Origin of the sequence: Rheinheimera sp. (assembly GCF_965283995.1) — a bacterium.
Taxonomy (GTDB): Bacteria; Pseudomonadota; Gammaproteobacteria; order Enterobacterales; family Alteromonadaceae; genus Pararheinheimera.
In genome coordinates this window covers 2185722-2201138 of record NZ_CBDIQG010000001.1, presented here as the reverse complement: position 1 = coordinate 2201138, position 15417 = coordinate 2185722, and the positions used below count along the sequence as shown (strand labels likewise).

General features: G+C 50.7%; 18 protein-coding genes. 17 read left to right on the top strand and 1 reads right to left on the bottom strand.

Annotated features, from left to right (window positions below; all coding sequences use genetic code 11):
• The first annotated feature begins 303 nt into the window (after positions 1 to 303).
• The 16 genes from mnmG to ACQ66Q_RS09935 all read left to right on the top strand — a co-directional run bounded on the left by mnmG (position 304) and on the right by ACQ66Q_RS09935 (position 14684).
• Positions 304 to 2193 (top strand): tRNA uridine-5-carboxymethylaminomethyl(34) synthesis enzyme MnmG, encoded by a 1890-nt coding sequence (mnmG, locus tag ACQ66Q_RS10010; RefSeq protein WP_430456666.1) that lies wholly within the window; start codon positions 304 to 306, stop codon positions 2191 to 2193.
• Between the two features lie 23 nt (positions 2194 to 2216).
• Positions 2217 to 2834, top strand: a complete 618-nt coding sequence (rsmG, locus tag ACQ66Q_RS10005; RefSeq protein ID WP_430456665.1) for a 16S rRNA (guanine(527)-N(7))-methyltransferase RsmG — start codon at positions 2217 to 2219, stop codon at positions 2832 to 2834.
• Positions 2835 to 2853: 19 nt separating this feature from the next.
• On the top strand, positions 2854 to 3648 hold the full coding sequence (locus ACQ66Q_RS10000; protein WP_430456664.1) for a ParA family protein: 795 nt from the start codon (positions 2854 to 2856) through the stop codon (positions 3646 to 3648).
• A gap of 20 nt (positions 3649 to 3668) precedes the next feature.
• Positions 3669 to 4556, top strand: a complete 888-nt coding sequence (locus ACQ66Q_RS09995) for a ParB/RepB/Spo0J family partition protein (RefSeq protein ID WP_430456663.1) — start codon at positions 3669 to 3671, stop codon at positions 4554 to 4556.
• 47 nt (positions 4557 to 4603) lie between these two features.
• Positions 4604 to 5077 carry an ATP synthase subunit I gene (locus tag ACQ66Q_RS09990; RefSeq protein WP_377245880.1) on the top strand — a complete coding sequence of 158 codons (474 nt, stop codon included), beginning with the start codon at positions 4604 to 4606 and terminating at the stop codon, positions 5075 to 5077.
• A gap of 2 nt (positions 5078 to 5079) precedes the next feature.
• Entirely contained in the window at positions 5080 to 5871 is a 792-nt protein-coding gene (gene atpB, locus ACQ66Q_RS09985) for a F0F1 ATP synthase subunit A (RefSeq protein ID WP_377245883.1), read from the top strand.
• Between the two features lie 52 nt (positions 5872 to 5923).
• Positions 5924 to 6157 carry a F0F1 ATP synthase subunit C gene (gene atpE / locus ACQ66Q_RS09980; RefSeq protein WP_208932544.1) on the top strand — a complete coding sequence of 78 codons (234 nt, stop codon included), beginning with the start codon at positions 5924 to 5926 and terminating at the stop codon, positions 6155 to 6157.
• A 49-nt stretch (positions 6158 to 6206) separates the two neighbouring features.
• Positions 6207 to 6677 (top strand): F0F1 ATP synthase subunit B, encoded by a 471-nt coding sequence (atpF, locus tag ACQ66Q_RS09975; RefSeq protein WP_208932545.1) that lies wholly within the window; start codon positions 6207 to 6209, stop codon positions 6675 to 6677.
• 12 nt (positions 6678 to 6689) lie between these two features.
• The gene (atpH, locus tag ACQ66Q_RS09970; protein WP_208932546.1) at positions 6690 to 7223 is read left to right on the top strand and encodes a F0F1 ATP synthase subunit delta; all 534 of its coding nucleotides are present in this window, start codon (positions 6690 to 6692) and stop codon (positions 7221 to 7223) included.
• Positions 7224 to 7237: 14 nt separating this feature from the next.
• Positions 7238 to 8779, top strand: coding sequence for a F0F1 ATP synthase subunit alpha (atpA, locus tag ACQ66Q_RS09965; protein ID WP_430456662.1), 1542 nt, complete (start codon positions 7238 to 7240; stop codon positions 8777 to 8779).
• Positions 8780 to 8834: 55 nt separating this feature from the next.
• Positions 8835 to 9695 (top strand): F0F1 ATP synthase subunit gamma, encoded by an 861-nt coding sequence (gene atpG / locus ACQ66Q_RS09960; protein WP_377245889.1) that lies wholly within the window; start codon positions 8835 to 8837, stop codon positions 9693 to 9695.
• Positions 9696 to 9733: 38 nt separating this feature from the next.
• Positions 9734 to 11119, top strand: coding sequence for a F0F1 ATP synthase subunit beta (atpD, locus tag ACQ66Q_RS09955; protein WP_208932549.1), 1386 nt, complete (start codon positions 9734 to 9736; stop codon positions 11117 to 11119).
• A gap of 23 nt (positions 11120 to 11142) precedes the next feature.
• A complete protein-coding gene (locus ACQ66Q_RS09950) occupies positions 11143 to 11559 on the top strand; it encodes a F0F1 ATP synthase subunit epsilon (protein ID WP_208932550.1) in 417 nt (138 codons plus the stop codon).
• Positions 11560 to 11758: 199 nt separating this feature from the next.
• On the top strand, positions 11759 to 12280 hold the full coding sequence (locus ACQ66Q_RS09945) for a hypothetical protein (protein WP_430456661.1): 522 nt from the start codon (positions 11759 to 11761) through the stop codon (positions 12278 to 12280).
• A gap of 88 nt (positions 12281 to 12368) precedes the next feature.
• Positions 12369 to 13733, top strand: a complete 1365-nt coding sequence (gene glmU, locus ACQ66Q_RS09940) for a bifunctional UDP-N-acetylglucosamine diphosphorylase/glucosamine-1-phosphate N-acetyltransferase GlmU (RefSeq protein ID WP_430456660.1) — start codon at positions 12369 to 12371, stop codon at positions 13731 to 13733.
• 60 nt (positions 13734 to 13793) lie between these two features.
• Positions 13794 to 14684 carry a TraB/GumN family protein gene (locus ACQ66Q_RS09935; protein ID WP_430456659.1) on the top strand — a complete coding sequence of 297 codons (891 nt, stop codon included), beginning with the start codon at positions 13794 to 13796 and terminating at the stop codon, positions 14682 to 14684.
• Here the strand turns inward: ACQ66Q_RS09935 and ACQ66Q_RS09930 are convergent.
• Positions 14647 to 14865 carry a hypothetical protein gene (locus ACQ66Q_RS09930; RefSeq protein ID WP_430456658.1) on the bottom strand — a complete coding sequence of 73 codons (219 nt, stop codon included), beginning with the start codon at positions 14863 to 14865 and terminating at the stop codon, positions 14647 to 14649. The two genes, ACQ66Q_RS09935 and ACQ66Q_RS09930, sit on opposite strands and share 38 nt — an antisense overlap.
• 131 nt (positions 14866 to 14996) lie before the next feature.
• Here ACQ66Q_RS09930 and ACQ66Q_RS09925 point away from each other — a divergent pair, with 131 nt between their 5' ends.
• Complete coding sequence (locus ACQ66Q_RS09925) at positions 14997 to 15416, top strand: VanZ family protein (protein WP_430456657.1); 420 nt, start codon at positions 14997 to 14999, stop codon at positions 15414 to 15416.
• The last annotated feature ends 1 nt before the right edge of the window (position 15417 follow it).

The following is a 15417-nucleotide window of genomic DNA, read 5'->3' as shown; positions in this document are numbered from 1 at the left end:
ATTATTCGCATTTCCACCTGTGGATAAATAGGCCATTTGATCACAGGTTGATCCGATACAGATCCGGATCAGATCACAGCTTAGATCCTTCATAAGATCCTGATCCTACGAGGGAAAAAAGGCTTATCAACCAGAAAACGCCTCTATAGTAGTAAGAATAATAAGAAAGATCTCTTTAAAGATCTTCTTTATATATATGGATCGCATTGGATCCTGAACTCGTTTAAAACATTCCGTTTCATCGAGGATCTGAGGTACAATGCGTGCCCTTTTTTATGCTGTTGCAAAGGCGATGAGGCAGATATGTTGTTTCAACAAAGTTACGATGTGATTGTGGTCGGTGGCGGGCATGCCGGCACTGAAGCTGCTTTGGCAGCTGCCCGTATGGGTATGCAAACCCTGTTGTTAACCCATAACGTTGAAACGTTAGGTATGATGTCTTGTAACCCTGCGATCGGTGGGATCGGCAAAGGCCATTTGGTCAAAGAGATCGACGCCTTAGGTGGTGCAATGGCTGTTGCAACGGATCGTGCCGGGATCCAGTTCCGCACACTGAACAGCTCAAAAGGCCCTGCGGTACGTGCCACAAGGGCTCAAGCGGATCGGCAACTTTACCGCGCAGCGATCCGTACAATTCTGGAAAACCAACCAAACCTGCAGATCTTTCAGCAAGCCTGTGATGATCTGATCGTAGAAAATGATCAGGTGACCGGTGTCGTCACTCAGATGGGTTTGAAGTTCCAGGCAAAAGCAGTCGTGCTGACAGTCGGAACTTTCCTCGCTGGTCAGATCCACATTGGTTTACAAAATTACAGCGGTGGTCGTGCCGGCGATCCGCCATCAGTGGCGCTGGCCCGACGTTTGCGTGAATTACCATTCCGGGTCGGCCGGCTGAAAACCGGTACTCCACCACGGATTGATGCCCGCAGTGTCGATTTCAGCAAAATGCAGCCGCAGCCAGGTGATACACCACTGCCGGTCATGTCATTTATTGGCAAACAAAGCGATCATCCACGCCAGGTCCCCTGTTACATCACCTACACCAACGAACAGACACATGACATCATTCGTGGTGGCCTGGATCGTTCGCCGATGTATACCGGTGTGATTGAAGGCGTTGGACCACGTTATTGCCCTTCGATTGAAGATAAAATCAATCGTTTTGCGGACAAAGATAAACACCAGATCTTTATCGAGCCGGAAGGTCTGACTACACACGAGTTGTATCCAAACGGCATCTCCACCAGCCTGCCATTTGATGTCCAGCTGGCATTGGTACATTCGATCCCGGGTCTTGAAAATGCACATATCACCCGCCCTGGTTATGCCATTGAATATGATTTCTTTGATCCGCGGGATCTGAAAAAGTCACTGGAAACGAAATACATCAACGGCCTGTTTTTTGCCGGTCAGATCAACGGTACCACCGGCTATGAAGAGGCTGGTGCACAAGGCTTGCTGGCCGGTCTTAACGCGGCTTTGCTGGTGAAAGAACAAGATGCGTTTGTACCGAGTCGCGACCAGGCTTACCTCGGAGTGCTGGTTGATGATCTGACAACTCTGGGTACGAAAGAGCCCTACCGGATGTTTACCAGCCGTGCTGAATACCGGCTGATGCTGCGCGAAGATAACGCCGATCTGCGTTTGACCAGCAAAGGCCGCGAGCTGGGGCTGGTTGATGATGTGCGCTGGGCGGCGTTTAACGAAAAAATAGAACAGATTGAACTGGAGCGTCAGCGTCTGAAACAGAGCTGGATCCACCCACAGCACGCGTCACTGGCACAAGTGAATACCCTGCTGAAAATGCCATTAAGCCGTGAAGCCAGTCTGGAGGATCTGATCCGCCGACCTGAAGTGACCTACAAAGATCTGATGCAGATTGAGGGCGTTGGTCCCGGGCTGGCCATGCAGGACGCGGCTGAACAGGTTGAGATCCAAATTAAATACGAAGGTTATATCAATCGCCAGCAAGACGAGATCGCCAAGCAGGAACGCAACGAAAATACCCGTTTGCCAGCCGGCTTCGATTATTCTGTGGTGAAAGGTTTGTCCAATGAAGTGGTACTGAAACTGAACCAGGCGCAGCCTGAAACTATGGGTCAGGCCTCACGGATCTCCGGTATTACGCCAGCGGCGATTTCATTATTGCTGGTCTATCTGAAAAAACAGGGTCTGTTACGTAAATCGGCGTAAGTCAGTCTGAGTCGGGACGCTACATGTTTGAAAAACTGAAAAAACTGGTCGCACAAACCGAGCTGCAATTATCGGACCTGCAACTGCAACAACTGGTGCAGTACGTCCAGTTACTGGATAAATGGAACAGCGCCTACAATCTGACGTCAGTGCGTGACCCGAACGAAATGCTGGTCAAACACATCATGGACAGTCTTGCGGTGGCGCGATACCTGCACGGTGCACGGATCATCGATGTGGGTACCGGTCCTGGTTTGCCTGGTGTGCCACTGGCGATTTGTTGCCCGGATAAAGAATTTACTTTGCTGGACAGTCTGGGCAAACGTATCCGTTTTCTCAACCAGGTCAAGTTGCAGCTTGGTCTGAAAAACATTCAGCCGGTGCAGAGCCGGGTTGAAGATCACCATGAACTTTATGACAGTGTAGTCAGTCGTGCATTTGCTTCATTAAACGATATGCTGCATTGGTGTCAGCATTTACCGGTGCACGATGGCCAGTTTCTCGCCATGAAAGGCGCGCAGGCGCAGGAAGAAATTGCAGCTTTGCCCGATTTTGTTAAAGTTGTCGGCAATGTCGAACTGACAGTGCCAGAGTTGGTCGGCCAACGTTATCTGCTGGTGCTGGAAAAAACAGCAGTCTGAATAAGGACTAGGGATCTTTGTGGGAAAAATCATCGCGATAGCCAATCAGAAAGGTGGTGTGGGTAAAACCACGACCGCAGTCAATCTGGCGGCATCTATGGCCGCGACCAAACGCAGAGTTCTGTTGATTGATTTAGACCCACAGGGCAATGCGACTATGGGTAGCGGGGTCGACAAATACGAAGTCCATGCAACTGCCTACGAACTGCTAGTTGATGAAAAACCATTGCCAGAAGTCGTAGTGAAGGATACCGCGGGTGGTTATCACCTGATCGCCGGCAATTCGGATGTGACCGCAGCCGAAGTCCGCTTGCTTGACGTTTTCGCTCGCGAACTGCGCTTGCGTAACGCCCTGAAAAATTACCGCGACCAATACGATTTTATTTTTATCGACTGCCCGCCGTCACTGAATATGCTGACCGTCAATGCGATGGCGGCTGCTGACTCGGTATTGGTGCCGATGCAGTGTGAATATTATGCGCTGGAAGGCCTGACAGCACTGGTAGATACCATCAATAAACTGGCTGCTGTGATCAATGCCGATCTGAAGATTGAGGGCATTCTGCGAACCATGTATGACCCACGCAATCGCCTGGCTAACGATGTCTCTGAGCAGTTGAAACGTCACTTTGGCGAAAAAGTCTACCGGGCAGTGATCCCGCGCAATGTGCGACTGGCCGAAGCGCCCAGTTTTGGCACGCCGGTGATGTATTACGACAAAAGCTCAACAGGAGCCAAAGCTTATCTGGCTCTTGCCGGCGAAATTCTGCGCCGTGCCGACAAAAAACAACAAAAAACCACCCCTGCGGTGTGATGTGAAGGAATGACCTGCGAATGTCTTTGAAAAAACGTGGCCTGGGCCGGGGTCTGGATGCTTTGCTAACGACCGGAAAACCTGTTAGCGCAACTGAAAGTCAGGTTGAAAGTCGTCAGTCCGAGTTACAGAACTTGCCGGTCGAGTGGTTGCAGCCAGGTAAATACCAGCCCCGTAAAGACATGTCGCAAGATGCGCTGGAAGAACTTGCGAGCTCTATCCGCGCGCAGGGCGTGATCCAGCCGATAGTGGTGCGTCCGGTCGGTACAGACCGCTATGAAATCATCGCCGGTGAACGACGCTGGCGTGCATCACAGCTGGCCGGTCTCGCTGAAGTGCCTTGCATGCTTAAAGACGTACCGGATGAAGCTGCTGTCGCTATCGCGCTGATTGAAAATATCCAGCGTGAAGATCTGAACGCGATGGAAGAAGCCGTTGCATTGCAGCGTCTGCTCAGTGAATTTGAACTGACTCATCAGCAAGTGGCTGATGCTGTTGGTAAATCCAGAACCACAGTGACGAACTTGTTGCGGCTGAACCAGTTGGCGGATGAAGTTAAAACCTTGCTCGAGCATGGCGATATCGAGATGGGCCATGCTCGCGCCATCCTGGCGTTGCCGGCTGAACAGCAGCCTGACACCGGTCGGGTAATTGCGGCCAAGCAGCTGACGGTGCGCGAAGCGGAAAGCTTGGTCCGGCGCTTGCTGGAACCTGTCCCGGTGAAAGAAAACAAGGCAAAAGACCCGGATGTCGCGGCATTAGAGTTGCGTCTGAGTGAACGATTTGGTGCGCCGGTCAGTATTAGTTACAACCGCAAAGGCAAAGGTGAATTAGTCATCAATTACAGCAGTTTGCCTGAATTAGACGGTATCTTGCATAAATTGGGCCTTCCTGAGACTGAAAATTAACCGGTCAGCTTTCAGTAAGTTCGACATTCGTAGGATTGGCGCGGCTTTTGGTTGCAAAAAAAAGGCAGATAAGTATACTTGCGCGAGCTTTTTGTACTGTTGTTTTGCATTTATTCAGGTGGTGCTTTGTGCCTTTAACCACAACAAAACAACGTTATAAACTGATTTTTAAGACGTTTTTGTGGCAGTCGCTGGCGGGATTTGCTTTGGCGGCGCTGTGTTTAGCAGCTTGGGATAAGCTGGCCGCAAAATCTGTTCTGATAGGCGTTTATTGTGTTGTTGTGCCGCACAGTCTTTTTACGTGGTACGTGTTTCGCTTCCGTGCAGACATCCAGCCTGATCTGGTGCTGAAATCGGTCTACAGAGGCGAATCACTAAAATTTTTATTGTTGGCGTTGTTAGTCGCAACAGCGCTGAAACACGCTCTGATGATCCCTTGGTTGTTTTTTGGCGGACTGGTGTTCGCCCTGATCATGCAGGCGTTGTTACCGATTTTGATTAACTACGATAATTGGGACTAACGATGGCATCTGGTGAGCTTACGAGCAAAGACTATATTACCCACCACCTGACCAACTGGAGCGTCGGCGAAGGTTTTTGGACCGTTCATGTCGACACCTTAGGCTGGTCAATCTTTATGGGATTGATTTTCCTGTTCTCTTTCCGCGCTGTGGCAAAAACTGCCAACGCCGGTGTACCAACTAAATGGCAATGTGCCGTTGAGATGGTTGTTGAATTCATTGACAGCACAGTCAAAAGTACTTTCCACGGTAAAAATCCAATCATTGCACCACTCGCACTGACAATTTTTGTCTGGGTGTTGCTGATGAACCTGCTGGATTTAGTGCCGGTTGATTTTATTCCATGGACTGCCCAACAGATTGGTGCTGCCATGGGTTATGACCCGCATGACGTTTACATGAAAGCAGTCCCAACGACTGATTTAAACATGACCATCGCATTAGCGCTGGGTGTGTTTATCCTGATGATTTACTACTCAATCAAAATGAAAGGCATCGGCGGCTTCATCAAAGAGCTGACCACCCAGCCATTCAACACGCCTTGGTTATACTGGTTCAACTTCATTCTGGAAGTGGTTGCCTTACTGGCCAAGCCTCTGTCTCTGGCACTGCGGTTATTCGGTAACCTGTATGCTGGCGAGCTGATTTTTATCCTGATCGCGATGACCGGGTTGTATCAGCTGCCAATGCATTTTGTCTGGGCCGTGTTCCACTTGTTGGTTATTCCGCTGCAAGCGTTCATTTTCACCATCCTGACGGTGGTGTACTTGAGCATGGCGCACGAACACCACTAAGAAAGATTTCTTTTTAACTTTAACTTTAACATTAGTAACTTTGGAGAACGTTATGGAACTCGTTATCGGTTTAAAATACATCGCAGTAGCTCTGTTAATCGGTTTAGGTGCATTAGGCACAGCAATCGGTTTCGGTACTCTGGGCGGTAAATTCCTCGAGTCTGCAGCTCGTCAACCAGAGCTGGCTCCTAGCCTGCAAGGTAAAATGTTCGTTGTAGCAGGTCTTATCGACGCCATCGCGATGATCGGTGTTGCTATCGCGCTGTACATGCTGTTCGCAATTTAATTGGTCGCGAACCAGAACATTTACTTATGTCATTTAAGGAGAAGCGGTCGTGAATATTAACGCCACTCTCATTGGTGAGTTAATCGCGTTCCTGGTGTTTGTACTCTTCTGTATGAAGTATGTATGGCCACCAATTATCGGTGCGATTGAAACTCGTCAGCAAAAAATCGCAGATGGTCTGGCCGCGAGTGATCGCGCCGAACAAGACCTGCGGTTGGCGCAAGAGAAAGCAAAACAACAGCTGATCGACGCAAAGGCGCAAGCTTCTGTTGTCATCGACCAGGCGAAAAAACGCGAAGCGCAGATCATCGAAGAAGCTGCGGTTAAAGCGCAGGCTGAACGGGAAAAAATCCTGGCTCAGGCTAAAGCTGAAGTCGACGCTGAACGCATCCGGGCGAAAGAAGAACTGCGTAAGCAGGTCGCTGCCCTCGCCGTTGCCGGCGCAGAGCGGATCCTTCAACGTTCAATTGATGAAGCTGCTCACAGCGACATCCTGGATAAACTGGTTGCAGAACTGTAAAGAGGAAGAGCCATGTCTGAACTGACGAATGTCGCTCGTCCTTATGCCAAAGCGGCGTTCGACTTTGCGGTCGAACAAAACGCTTTGGCGGCCTGGGCTGATATGCTGTTTTTCGCTGCGGAAGTTGCGAAAAATCCAGTAGTCGCCGAGCGCCTGCAAAGCAACAGCGCTGCCGAAGCACAGGCAGCCTTTTTCATCCAGGTTTGTGGTGAACAGCTAAATGCACACGGTCAGAACCTGATTAAGGTCATGGCAGAAAACCAGCGTCTGCCGGCACTTCCTGCCGTACTGGACGGTTATCTGGTGTTAAAAGCTGAGTACGAAAAAGAAGCCACTGTTGATGTGGTTTCGGCAACTGTACTGAGCACTGCCCAGCAGGAAAAACTGATCGCGGCGTTATCCAAGCGTTTAGCCCGCAAAGTTAAGTTGAACTGTAGCGTAGACCCGGCTGTTGTCGGGGGTATGTTAATCAAAGCCGGTGATATGGTTATTGATGGCTCAGTTCGCGGTAAATTAGACCGTTTAGCCACTGCGCTGCAGTCATAATTGGGGATTAGAGCATGCAACTGAATTCCACTGAAATCTCTGAACTGATCAAACAACGTATTGAACAGTTTGCAGTTGTCAGTGAAGCTCGTAACGAAGGTACTATCGTCTCTGTAACAGACGGTATCATCCGCATCAACGGTCTGGCTGACTGTATGCAAGGTGAGATGATCGAGCTTCCTGGTAATCGTTACGCTATCGCACTGAACTTAGAGCGCAGCTCAGTTGGTGCCGTAGTGATGGGTCCATATGCGGACCTGCGCGAAGGTATTAAAGTAAAAGCCACTGGCCGGATCTTAGAAGTTCCGGTTGGTCCTGGTCTGTTAGGTCGTGTGGTCAACACCCTGGGTGAACCAATCGACGGTAAAGGTCCGGTTGACGCAGCTGGTTTTGCACCAGTTGAAAAAATTGCACCAGGCGTTATCGACCGTCAATCGGTTGATCAGCCGCTGCAAACTGGTTACAAATCAGTCGATGCGATGATCCCTATCGGCCGTGGCCAGCGTGAGCTGATCATCGGTGACCGTCAGACCGGTAAAACGGCACTGGCAATCGACGCGATCATCAACCAGAAAACCACTGGCGTGAAATGTATCTATGTTTGTATCGGTCAGAAAGCATCGACCATTGCAAACGTGGTACGTAAGCTCGAAGAGCACAATGCCCTCGCCCACACTATCGTGGTCGTGGCGTCTGCTTCTGAAGCTGCTGCGCTGCAATTCCTGGCGCCATACTCTGGCTGTACCATGGGTGAATACTTCCGTGACCGCGGTGAAGATGCACTGATCGTATACGATGACTTGTCAAAACAAGCCGTTGCTTACCGTCAAATCTCTCTGCTGTTACGTCGTCCACCAGGCCGTGAAGCTTACCCAGGCGACGTATTCTATTTACACAGCCGTCTGCTGGAACGTGCATCACGCGTCAACGACAACTACGTTGAGCGTCTGACCAATGGCGAAGTGAAAGGCAAAACAGGTTCTTTGACCGCATTGCCAATCATCGAAACTCAGGCTGGCGACGTGTCTGCATTCGTTCCAACCAACGTGATTTCAATCACTGACGGTCAGATCTTCCTCGAATCAGGCCTGTTCAACGCCGGTATCCGTCCAGCGGTTAACGCTGGTATTTCGGTATCACGGGTTGGTGGTGCTGCGCAGACCAAGATCATCAAAAAGCTCGGCGGTGGTATCCGTCTGGCGTTGGCACAATACTCAGAACTGGCTGCGTTCGCGCAGTTCGCTTCAGATCTGGACGATGCGACCCGTGCGCAGCTGGACCACGGTCAGAAAGTAACAGAACTGATGAAACAGCTGCAGTACGCGCCAATGGGCGTAGCTGATATGGGTGTTTCGATTTTTGCCATCGAGAAAGGCTTTATGAAAGACGTCGAAGTTGCCAAGATCCTGGACTTCGAAGCGGCACTGCTGGCTTATATGCACGCAGAGCACGGCGCGTTCATGGCTGATCTGAACAAATCCGGTAACTACAACGACCAGATCGAAGCGACCATCAAAGGCGCAATTGAGAAGTTTAAAGCGACTCAGACCTGGTAACTGATGCGGGTGATGGCGACATCACCCGATACGTTGAAATTTTCGGAGATTAGTCATGGCCGGCGCAAAAGAGATAAAAAGTAAGATCGGGAGTATTAACAATACTCGCAAGATCACCAGCGCTATGGAAAAGGTTGCGGTCAGCAAAATGCGCAGAGCGCAGGAGCGAGTCGCACACAGCCGTCCATACGCTGAAGCTATGCGCAAAGTGATCGGTAATATCGCAAACGGCACTATCGAATATCGTCATCCGTATTTAACGGAGCGCGATGTGAAAAGTGTTGGTTACATTGTGATATCTACAGACCGTGGCCTTTGCGGCGGCCTGAATACCAACGAATTTAAGCGTGTGGCACAGGACCTCAAAGCGTGGAAAGAAAAAGGCGTCAAAGCTGAGTTTGCCGTGATCGGTAACAAAGCAACTGCCTTCTTTAAACGCTTCGGTGGCAAAGTGCTGGCGCAGCAGACGGGTTCAGGCGATACACCACGTTTGGCTGATGTCATTGGTTCTGTTCGGGTCATGCTGAATGCATATTCAGAAGGCCGGATTGATCGTTTATATGTGGTTTACAACAAGTTTGTGAACACCATGAAACAAGAGCCAGTGATCGAGCAACTCTTACCTTTGCCAAAAGCAGAGATGTCAGCCAGAAAACACAGTTGGGACTACATTTACGAACCAGATCCGAAGGTTATCCTGGATCAGTTATTGGATCGTTTTATTGAGTCTCAGGTTTATCAGGGCGTTGTAGAAAACGCAGCGAGCGAGCAGGCAGCGCGGATGGTGGCAATGAAGGCCGCTACCGACAACGCCGGCAGCCTGATGGACGAACTGAAACTGGTTTACAACAAGGCACGACAGGCAGCCATTACGCAGGAACTGAGCGAAATCGTCGGCGGTGCTGCAGCTGTTTAATGCTTGGTTAACAGGTTTGAGAAATTAGAGGAATTAACATGAGTCAAGGTAAGGTAGTCCAAATCATTGGCGCCGTTGTGGATATCGACTTTCCACAAGATGCGGTACCTGGTATCTATGACGCGTTAAACGTAACAAGCGGCGATCTGGCTGGTCTGGTACTTGAAGTACAACAACAGCTGGGTGGCGGTACTGTACGTGCCATCGCGTTAGGCTCCACTGACGGTCTGCGTCGTGGTGCTGAAGTTGCCAACACTGGCAAAGCCATTCACGTACCAGTTGGTAAAGCCACACTGGGCCGTATCATGAACGTACTGGGCGAACCAATCGACGAAGCTGGCCCAATCGGTGAAGAAGAGCGTATGCCAATTCACCGCGCAGCACCAAGCTACGAAGACCAGGCCGCTTCTAACGCACTGTTAGAAACCGGTATCAAGGTTATCGACTTAGTCTGCCCGTTCGCTAAAGGTGGTAAAGTAGGTCTGTTCGGTGGTGCCGGTGTAGGTAAAACCGTTAACATGATGGAACTGATCCGGAACATCGCGATCGAGCACAGCGGCTACTCAGTATTCGCCGGTGTTGGTGAGCGTACCCGTGAAGGTAACGACTTCTACCACGAAATGAACGACTCCAACGTTCTGGACAAAGTATCACTGGTTTATGGCCAGATGAACGAGCCGCCAGGAAACCGTCTGCGCGTTGCACTGACCGGTCTGACAATGGCCGAGAAGTTCCGTGACGAAGGCCGTGACGTTCTGTTCTTCGTTGACAACATCTACCGTTACACGCTGGCCGGTACTGAAGTATCTGCACTGTTAGGCCGTATGCCTTCAGCAGTAGGTTACCAGCCAACGCTGGCGGAAGAGATGGGTGTTCTGCAAGAACGTATCACGTCGACCAAAACTGGTTCTATCACGTCCATTCAGGCCGTATACGTACCAGCGGATGACTTGACTGACCCGTCACCAGCCACCACGTTCTCTCACTTAGATGCGACCGTTGTACTGAGCCGTAACATCGCTTCACTGGGTATCTATCCGGCGATCGATCCACTGGACTCAACTTCACGTCAGCTGGACCCACTGGTGATCGGTAAAGAACACTATGAAGTGGCCCGTGGCGTGCAGTCAGTGCTGCAGCGTTACAAAGAACTGAAAGACATCATCGCGATCCTCGGTATGGACGAACTGTCAGATGCAGACCGCACGACAGTATTCCGCGCCCGTAAGATCCAGCGTTTCCTGTCACAGCCATTCTTCGTTGCTGAAGTATTCACTGGTTCTCCAGGTAAATACGTTTCACTGAAAGATACTATCCGTGGCTTTAAAGGCATTCTGGACGGTGAATTCGATCACATGCCAGAACAAGCCTTCTACATGGTTGGTTCTATCGACGAAGCGATCGAAAAAGCGAAGAAGCTGTAATTTTACAGCTTTAGGAGAGCGAAATGGCGATGACAGTACAGTTGGACGTGGTAAGTGCTGAAGAGCGTATCTTCTCCGGCCTTGTTGAGTCCATTCAGGTTACTGGTAGCGAAGGTGAGCTGGGTATTTTACCCGGTCACATTCCACTGCTGACTGGCATCAAGCCAGGCATGGTGCGGATCGTAAAACAATTCGGTGAAGAGCATTTGATCTATGTAGCCGGTGGCGTACTTGAAGTACAACCGCATACGGTGACAGTGCTGGCCGACGTGGCGATCCGCGCTGAAGACCTGGACGAGCAGGCAGCGCTGGCGGCTCAGAAAAAAGCCCAGGAAGCGATGCAACATGCCGGCGCCGACTTCAACTATGCAGAAGCGGCGGCCCAGTTGGCCGAAGCGATTGCCCAGTTGCGTCTGATCCAGAAACTGCGCAAAAAGTAAGTTGTTTCTTGCTGAAAAAGCCACCTGCGGGTGGCTTTTTTTATGCGCGCGGTCCATGGCGCTGACCTTTCAGGCCAACGCGCTGCGTTGTTAAAAATTGCTCCAGTCAATTTTTTTATGGCTGATAGTTTATGTTAACCTGCTAGTTACATCATTCAATTCAGATTTCTGATAAAACGCTTACAGGAGCCGTACGCGGATGGAACAAGGTGAAAAACGCAGCATTCACTGGGAAAAATGGACTGCCGTCGGCACTGTGGTGATGGCGGTGTGCGCTTTACTCACATCGTTGTGGCAGGGATATACGCTGCAGCAACACAATAAATTGTCATTAAGACCCTATCTGGAATTTGAAGCTAACTTTCAGCGAATGCCGGATAAACGGATCAGTTTCGAGCTGTTGGTGAACAACAACGGCATTGGCCCTGCGAAAGTCACGCAAATGAATATCTGGCTCGAAGGCAAGCTGTTGTCGTCAACGCATCGGATTTGGCCAACGCTGAAAGTTGCGGCGCCGACCGATTGTTTGGGGGCTGGTAACGTGGCGCGTTTCTACAAAGTCGATGATCAACAGATGGTGATCAGGGCGGAAGAAAAATGTCTGCTGACCGACGCAGAGTACCAAAAACTGCAGCAACAGCTGCGGATTGAGCTGACGTATCAGTCATTGTATGGTGACAGTTATCAGGTGAGTTGGGGGGAGCCGGCAGCGCGCGGTTAAGATGCGCGGTTGATGCATCCGATAGCGCTGCTATTTACCTGCTGTTCGGTTAGAATCGCCCAATAACATTCAAAAAGGATTGGCTCAGATGGCTTTAAACGTCGTGATCCTGGCAGCCGGTAAAGGCACCCGGATGAAATCAGCTTTACCAAAAGTCTTGCACAAGGTCGCAGAGCGGCCGATGGTGCAGCATGTGATCGATACTGCGCGTCAGCTTAATGCGGCACAAATAAACCTGGTGTATGGCTATGGTGCAGAGCAGCTGAAGGCCGGTTTAGGTGAGCAGCCATTAAACTGGGTACTGCAGGCTGAGCAGCTGGGCACAGGTCATGCGGTGCAACAGGCGCTGCCACACGTCGCCGATGACGATGTGGTGCTGGTGTTATATGGCGATGTGCCTCTGACCCGATTAGAAACACTGCAGCAACTGCTGGCAGCACGCAGCGAACATGGGCTGGCGGTGCTGACTGTTCATCTGCAAAACCCTACCGGTTATGGCCGGATGGTGCGTGAAAACGGCAAAGTCGTGGGCATTGTTGAACAAAAAGATGCCAACGCTGAGCAGCTGAAAATCACTGAAGTAAACAGTGGCATCATGGCGGTACCAGGCAAACAGCTGAAAAGCTGGCTCGGCAAACTGCAAAACAATAACGCGCAGGGCGAGTTCTATTTAACCGACATTATCGCGATGGCGCATGCCGAAGGCGTGGATATCACGACGGCGCATCCGGCTAATCCGATTGAAACCGAAGGCGCGAACAACCGCGTGCAGCTGGCGCAGCTGGAACGGGCTTACCAGACGCGGCAGGCTGAAGTACTGATGCTGAACGGCGCGAATTTACGGGATCCGGCGCGCATAGATGTGCGCGGTGAAGTCACTGTGGGTTCGGACGTGATGATCGACGTCAACGTTATTTTTGAAGGCAAAGTCGTATTGGGTAATGGTGTGGTGATCGGTGCCAACTGTATCCTGAAAGACTGTACTGTCGGTGACAATACCGAGATTAAAGCCAATACCATGGTGGAGTCGTCCACTATTGGTGCCGATTGTTCGGTCGGGCCTTTTGCCCGGATCCGTCCAGATTCAGTGCTGGCGGACGACAGTCATGTCGGTAACTTTGTTGAACTGAAGAAAACCCGCCTCGGCAAAGGTTCCAAAGCCAATCACCTGACTTATCTCGGTGATGCGGTGATCGGCAGTAAAGTCAATGTCGGTGCCGGCACTATCACCTGTAACTATGACGGCGCCAACAAGTTCCAGACGACGATTGAAGATGGTGTCTTTGTCGGTTCCAACAGCTCGCTGGTGGCTCCGCTGACACTCGGCCAAAACAGCACCGTTGGCGCAGGCTCGGTCGTGACACACGATGTGGCCGCCGATGAGTTGGTCGTGGCACGGACTAAGCAGCGCCATATCAGTGGCTGGCAACGGCCGCAGAAAATCAAAAAGTAATCCCAATCAGGCCAGTCAGACTGGCCTTTTTTTCGGTGCCGCCGGTACAGGAGTGGTCGGATGTATAAAGCGTTAGTAAGTGGCGTTCTGCTGCTGTGTAGCCTGCTGGCCCATGCCGAAAGTTCGGTCTGGCGTGTCAGCAAAGGCACTGATCAGCTGTGGATTGGTGGTACTGTGCATTTATTGCCGCCGGCGCAGTATCCGTTACCGGCCGAATTTGACGCTGCGTATCAGCAAACCGATGTGTTGGTGTTGGAAACGGACCTCAATAAAATGCAGGACGCCGGCAATGCCAGTTTGATCCAGCAATATTTGTTGTATCCGACCGGTACTATGCTCAGCATCAAATTGACAGCCACAACCCGCCAGCAATTGCAGGCGCTGTTGCAAAAACATAGTCTGACCGTGCCGCAGATTGAACAGTTTAAACCTGGCATGTTAGTGACGCAGTTAACTCTGTTGGAGTTGCAACAACAAGGCTTCAGCTCGCCTGGGGTTGACCAGCATTTTCTGACGCTGGCAGCGCAACAGAAAAAAACGCTGAAATATCTTGAGCCGATTGAGTTTCAGCTGAAGTTGCTGGGTGATTTAGGCACTGGCCGGGAAGATTTGTTTCTGCAGCATGCACTCAGTGATGTTGAACAGAGTGCTGATCTGATGGATAAAACTTTAAGTGCCTGGCGTGCCGGTGAGCTTGCTCAGGTCGAGCAGCTGGTATTGGCGCCAGTGAAGGCAGCTGATGCCCAGACTTATCAGCAAATGTTTGTGAGTCGTAATCAGGCCTGGTTACCGCAAATTCAGGCGCTGTTTGGCAATAAGGAGCAAGAGCTGGTGCTAGTGGGGTTAGGTCATTTAGCCGGTTCTGACGGCCTCTTGGCTTTGCTGCAACAGGCTGGTTATCAGGTTGAAGCAGTTAAAACTGCGTCATCACCTGACAAAACCACTGAATAGGTAACGTCAGCAACTCTAATTGTGGTGCTGCAAAGTAACTATACAGGCCGAGTCTGCTTTCCAGTAACAGCAACAAAGCATTGGCAAACAGCATCGCCAGAATAAACAACATAAAAACCTGGCCGGCCTGACGCCAGCCGGGTGACTGGATGAGGTCTGAATTGACAGTATTTGGGGCCACGATGAATATCCTTTCGTATGTTGGATCTGAGCTTTGGTCGCATTAGTACGAAAAAAAGTTTATGCCGGATGCGAAAATAAATCGTTTTTGTTGTGACCATCGCGCATCACCGCGGGATGACAGGGGAAAATATGCGTTGGTTACCTGCAGTTGCGTTTTTTAGTTTTCTGATTTGGGTCATAGTGGCAGCAGATTCAGGCCGGCAGAATTACTTTCTGCAACTGGCGGCATCTTTGCCTTATGGCGACAAAATTGGTCATGTTTTGTTATTCGCTGCGCTCGCTTTACTGCTGAACTTTGCCACGAAAGCCCGGCAACTGGCGGTAGGACCGGTTCGGTTATATCTGGGTGTGGTGCTGACTTTAGGTTTTGCCCTGCTTGAAGAAGGCAGTCAGCTGTTGTTTCCAGCCCGCAGTTTTGAACTGCTGGATATCTTGGCTGATTTGCTCGGGGTGACGCTGGCAACCTTGCTGACTAAAGCGTTTTATCAGCTCAGAGGTCGCTATCGCCAACGTCGCAGCATGACGATACAGGCTCAGACCGACGATTGAA

Bases quoted from the DNA above. Each gene is read 5' to 3' on its own strand.
- mnmG (WP_430456666.1), top strand. From the start codon at position 304: ATGTTGTTTCAACAAAGTTACGATGTGATTGTGGTCGGTGGCGGGCAT.
- rsmG (WP_430456665.1), top strand. From the start codon at position 2,217: ATGTTTGAAAAACTGAAAAAACTGGTCGCACAAACCGAGCTGCAATTA.
- ACQ66Q_RS09995 (WP_430456663.1), top strand. From the start codon at position 3,669: ATGTCTTTGAAAAAACGTGGCCTGGGCCGGGGTCTGGATGCTTTGCTA.
- atpB (WP_377245883.1), top strand. From the start codon at position 5,080: ATGGCATCTGGTGAGCTTACGAGCAAAGACTATATTACCCACCACCTG.
- atpE (WP_208932544.1), top strand. From the start codon at position 5,924: ATGGAACTCGTTATCGGTTTAAAATACATCGCAGTAGCTCTGTTAATC.
- atpH (WP_208932546.1), top strand. From the start codon at position 6,690: ATGTCTGAACTGACGAATGTCGCTCGTCCTTATGCCAAAGCGGCGTTC.
- atpA (WP_430456662.1), top strand. From the start codon at position 7,238: ATGCAACTGAATTCCACTGAAATCTCTGAACTGATCAAACAACGTATT.
- atpG (WP_377245889.1), top strand. From the start codon at position 8,835: ATGGCCGGCGCAAAAGAGATAAAAAGTAAGATCGGGAGTATTAACAAT.
- atpD (WP_208932549.1), top strand. From the start codon at position 9,734: ATGAGTCAAGGTAAGGTAGTCCAAATCATTGGCGCCGTTGTGGATATC.
- ACQ66Q_RS09950 (WP_208932550.1), top strand. From the start codon at position 11,143: ATGGCGATGACAGTACAGTTGGACGTGGTAAGTGCTGAAGAGCGTATC.
- ACQ66Q_RS09945 (WP_430456661.1), top strand. From the start codon at position 11,759: ATGGAACAAGGTGAAAAACGCAGCATTCACTGGGAAAAATGGACTGCC.
- glmU (WP_430456660.1), top strand. From the start codon at position 12,369: ATGGCTTTAAACGTCGTGATCCTGGCAGCCGGTAAAGGCACCCGGATG.
- ACQ66Q_RS09935 (WP_430456659.1), top strand. From the start codon at position 13,794: ATGTATAAAGCGTTAGTAAGTGGCGTTCTGCTGCTGTGTAGCCTGCTG.
- ACQ66Q_RS09925 (WP_430456657.1), top strand. From the start codon at position 14,997: ATGCGTTGGTTACCTGCAGTTGCGTTTTTTAGTTTTCTGATTTGGGTC.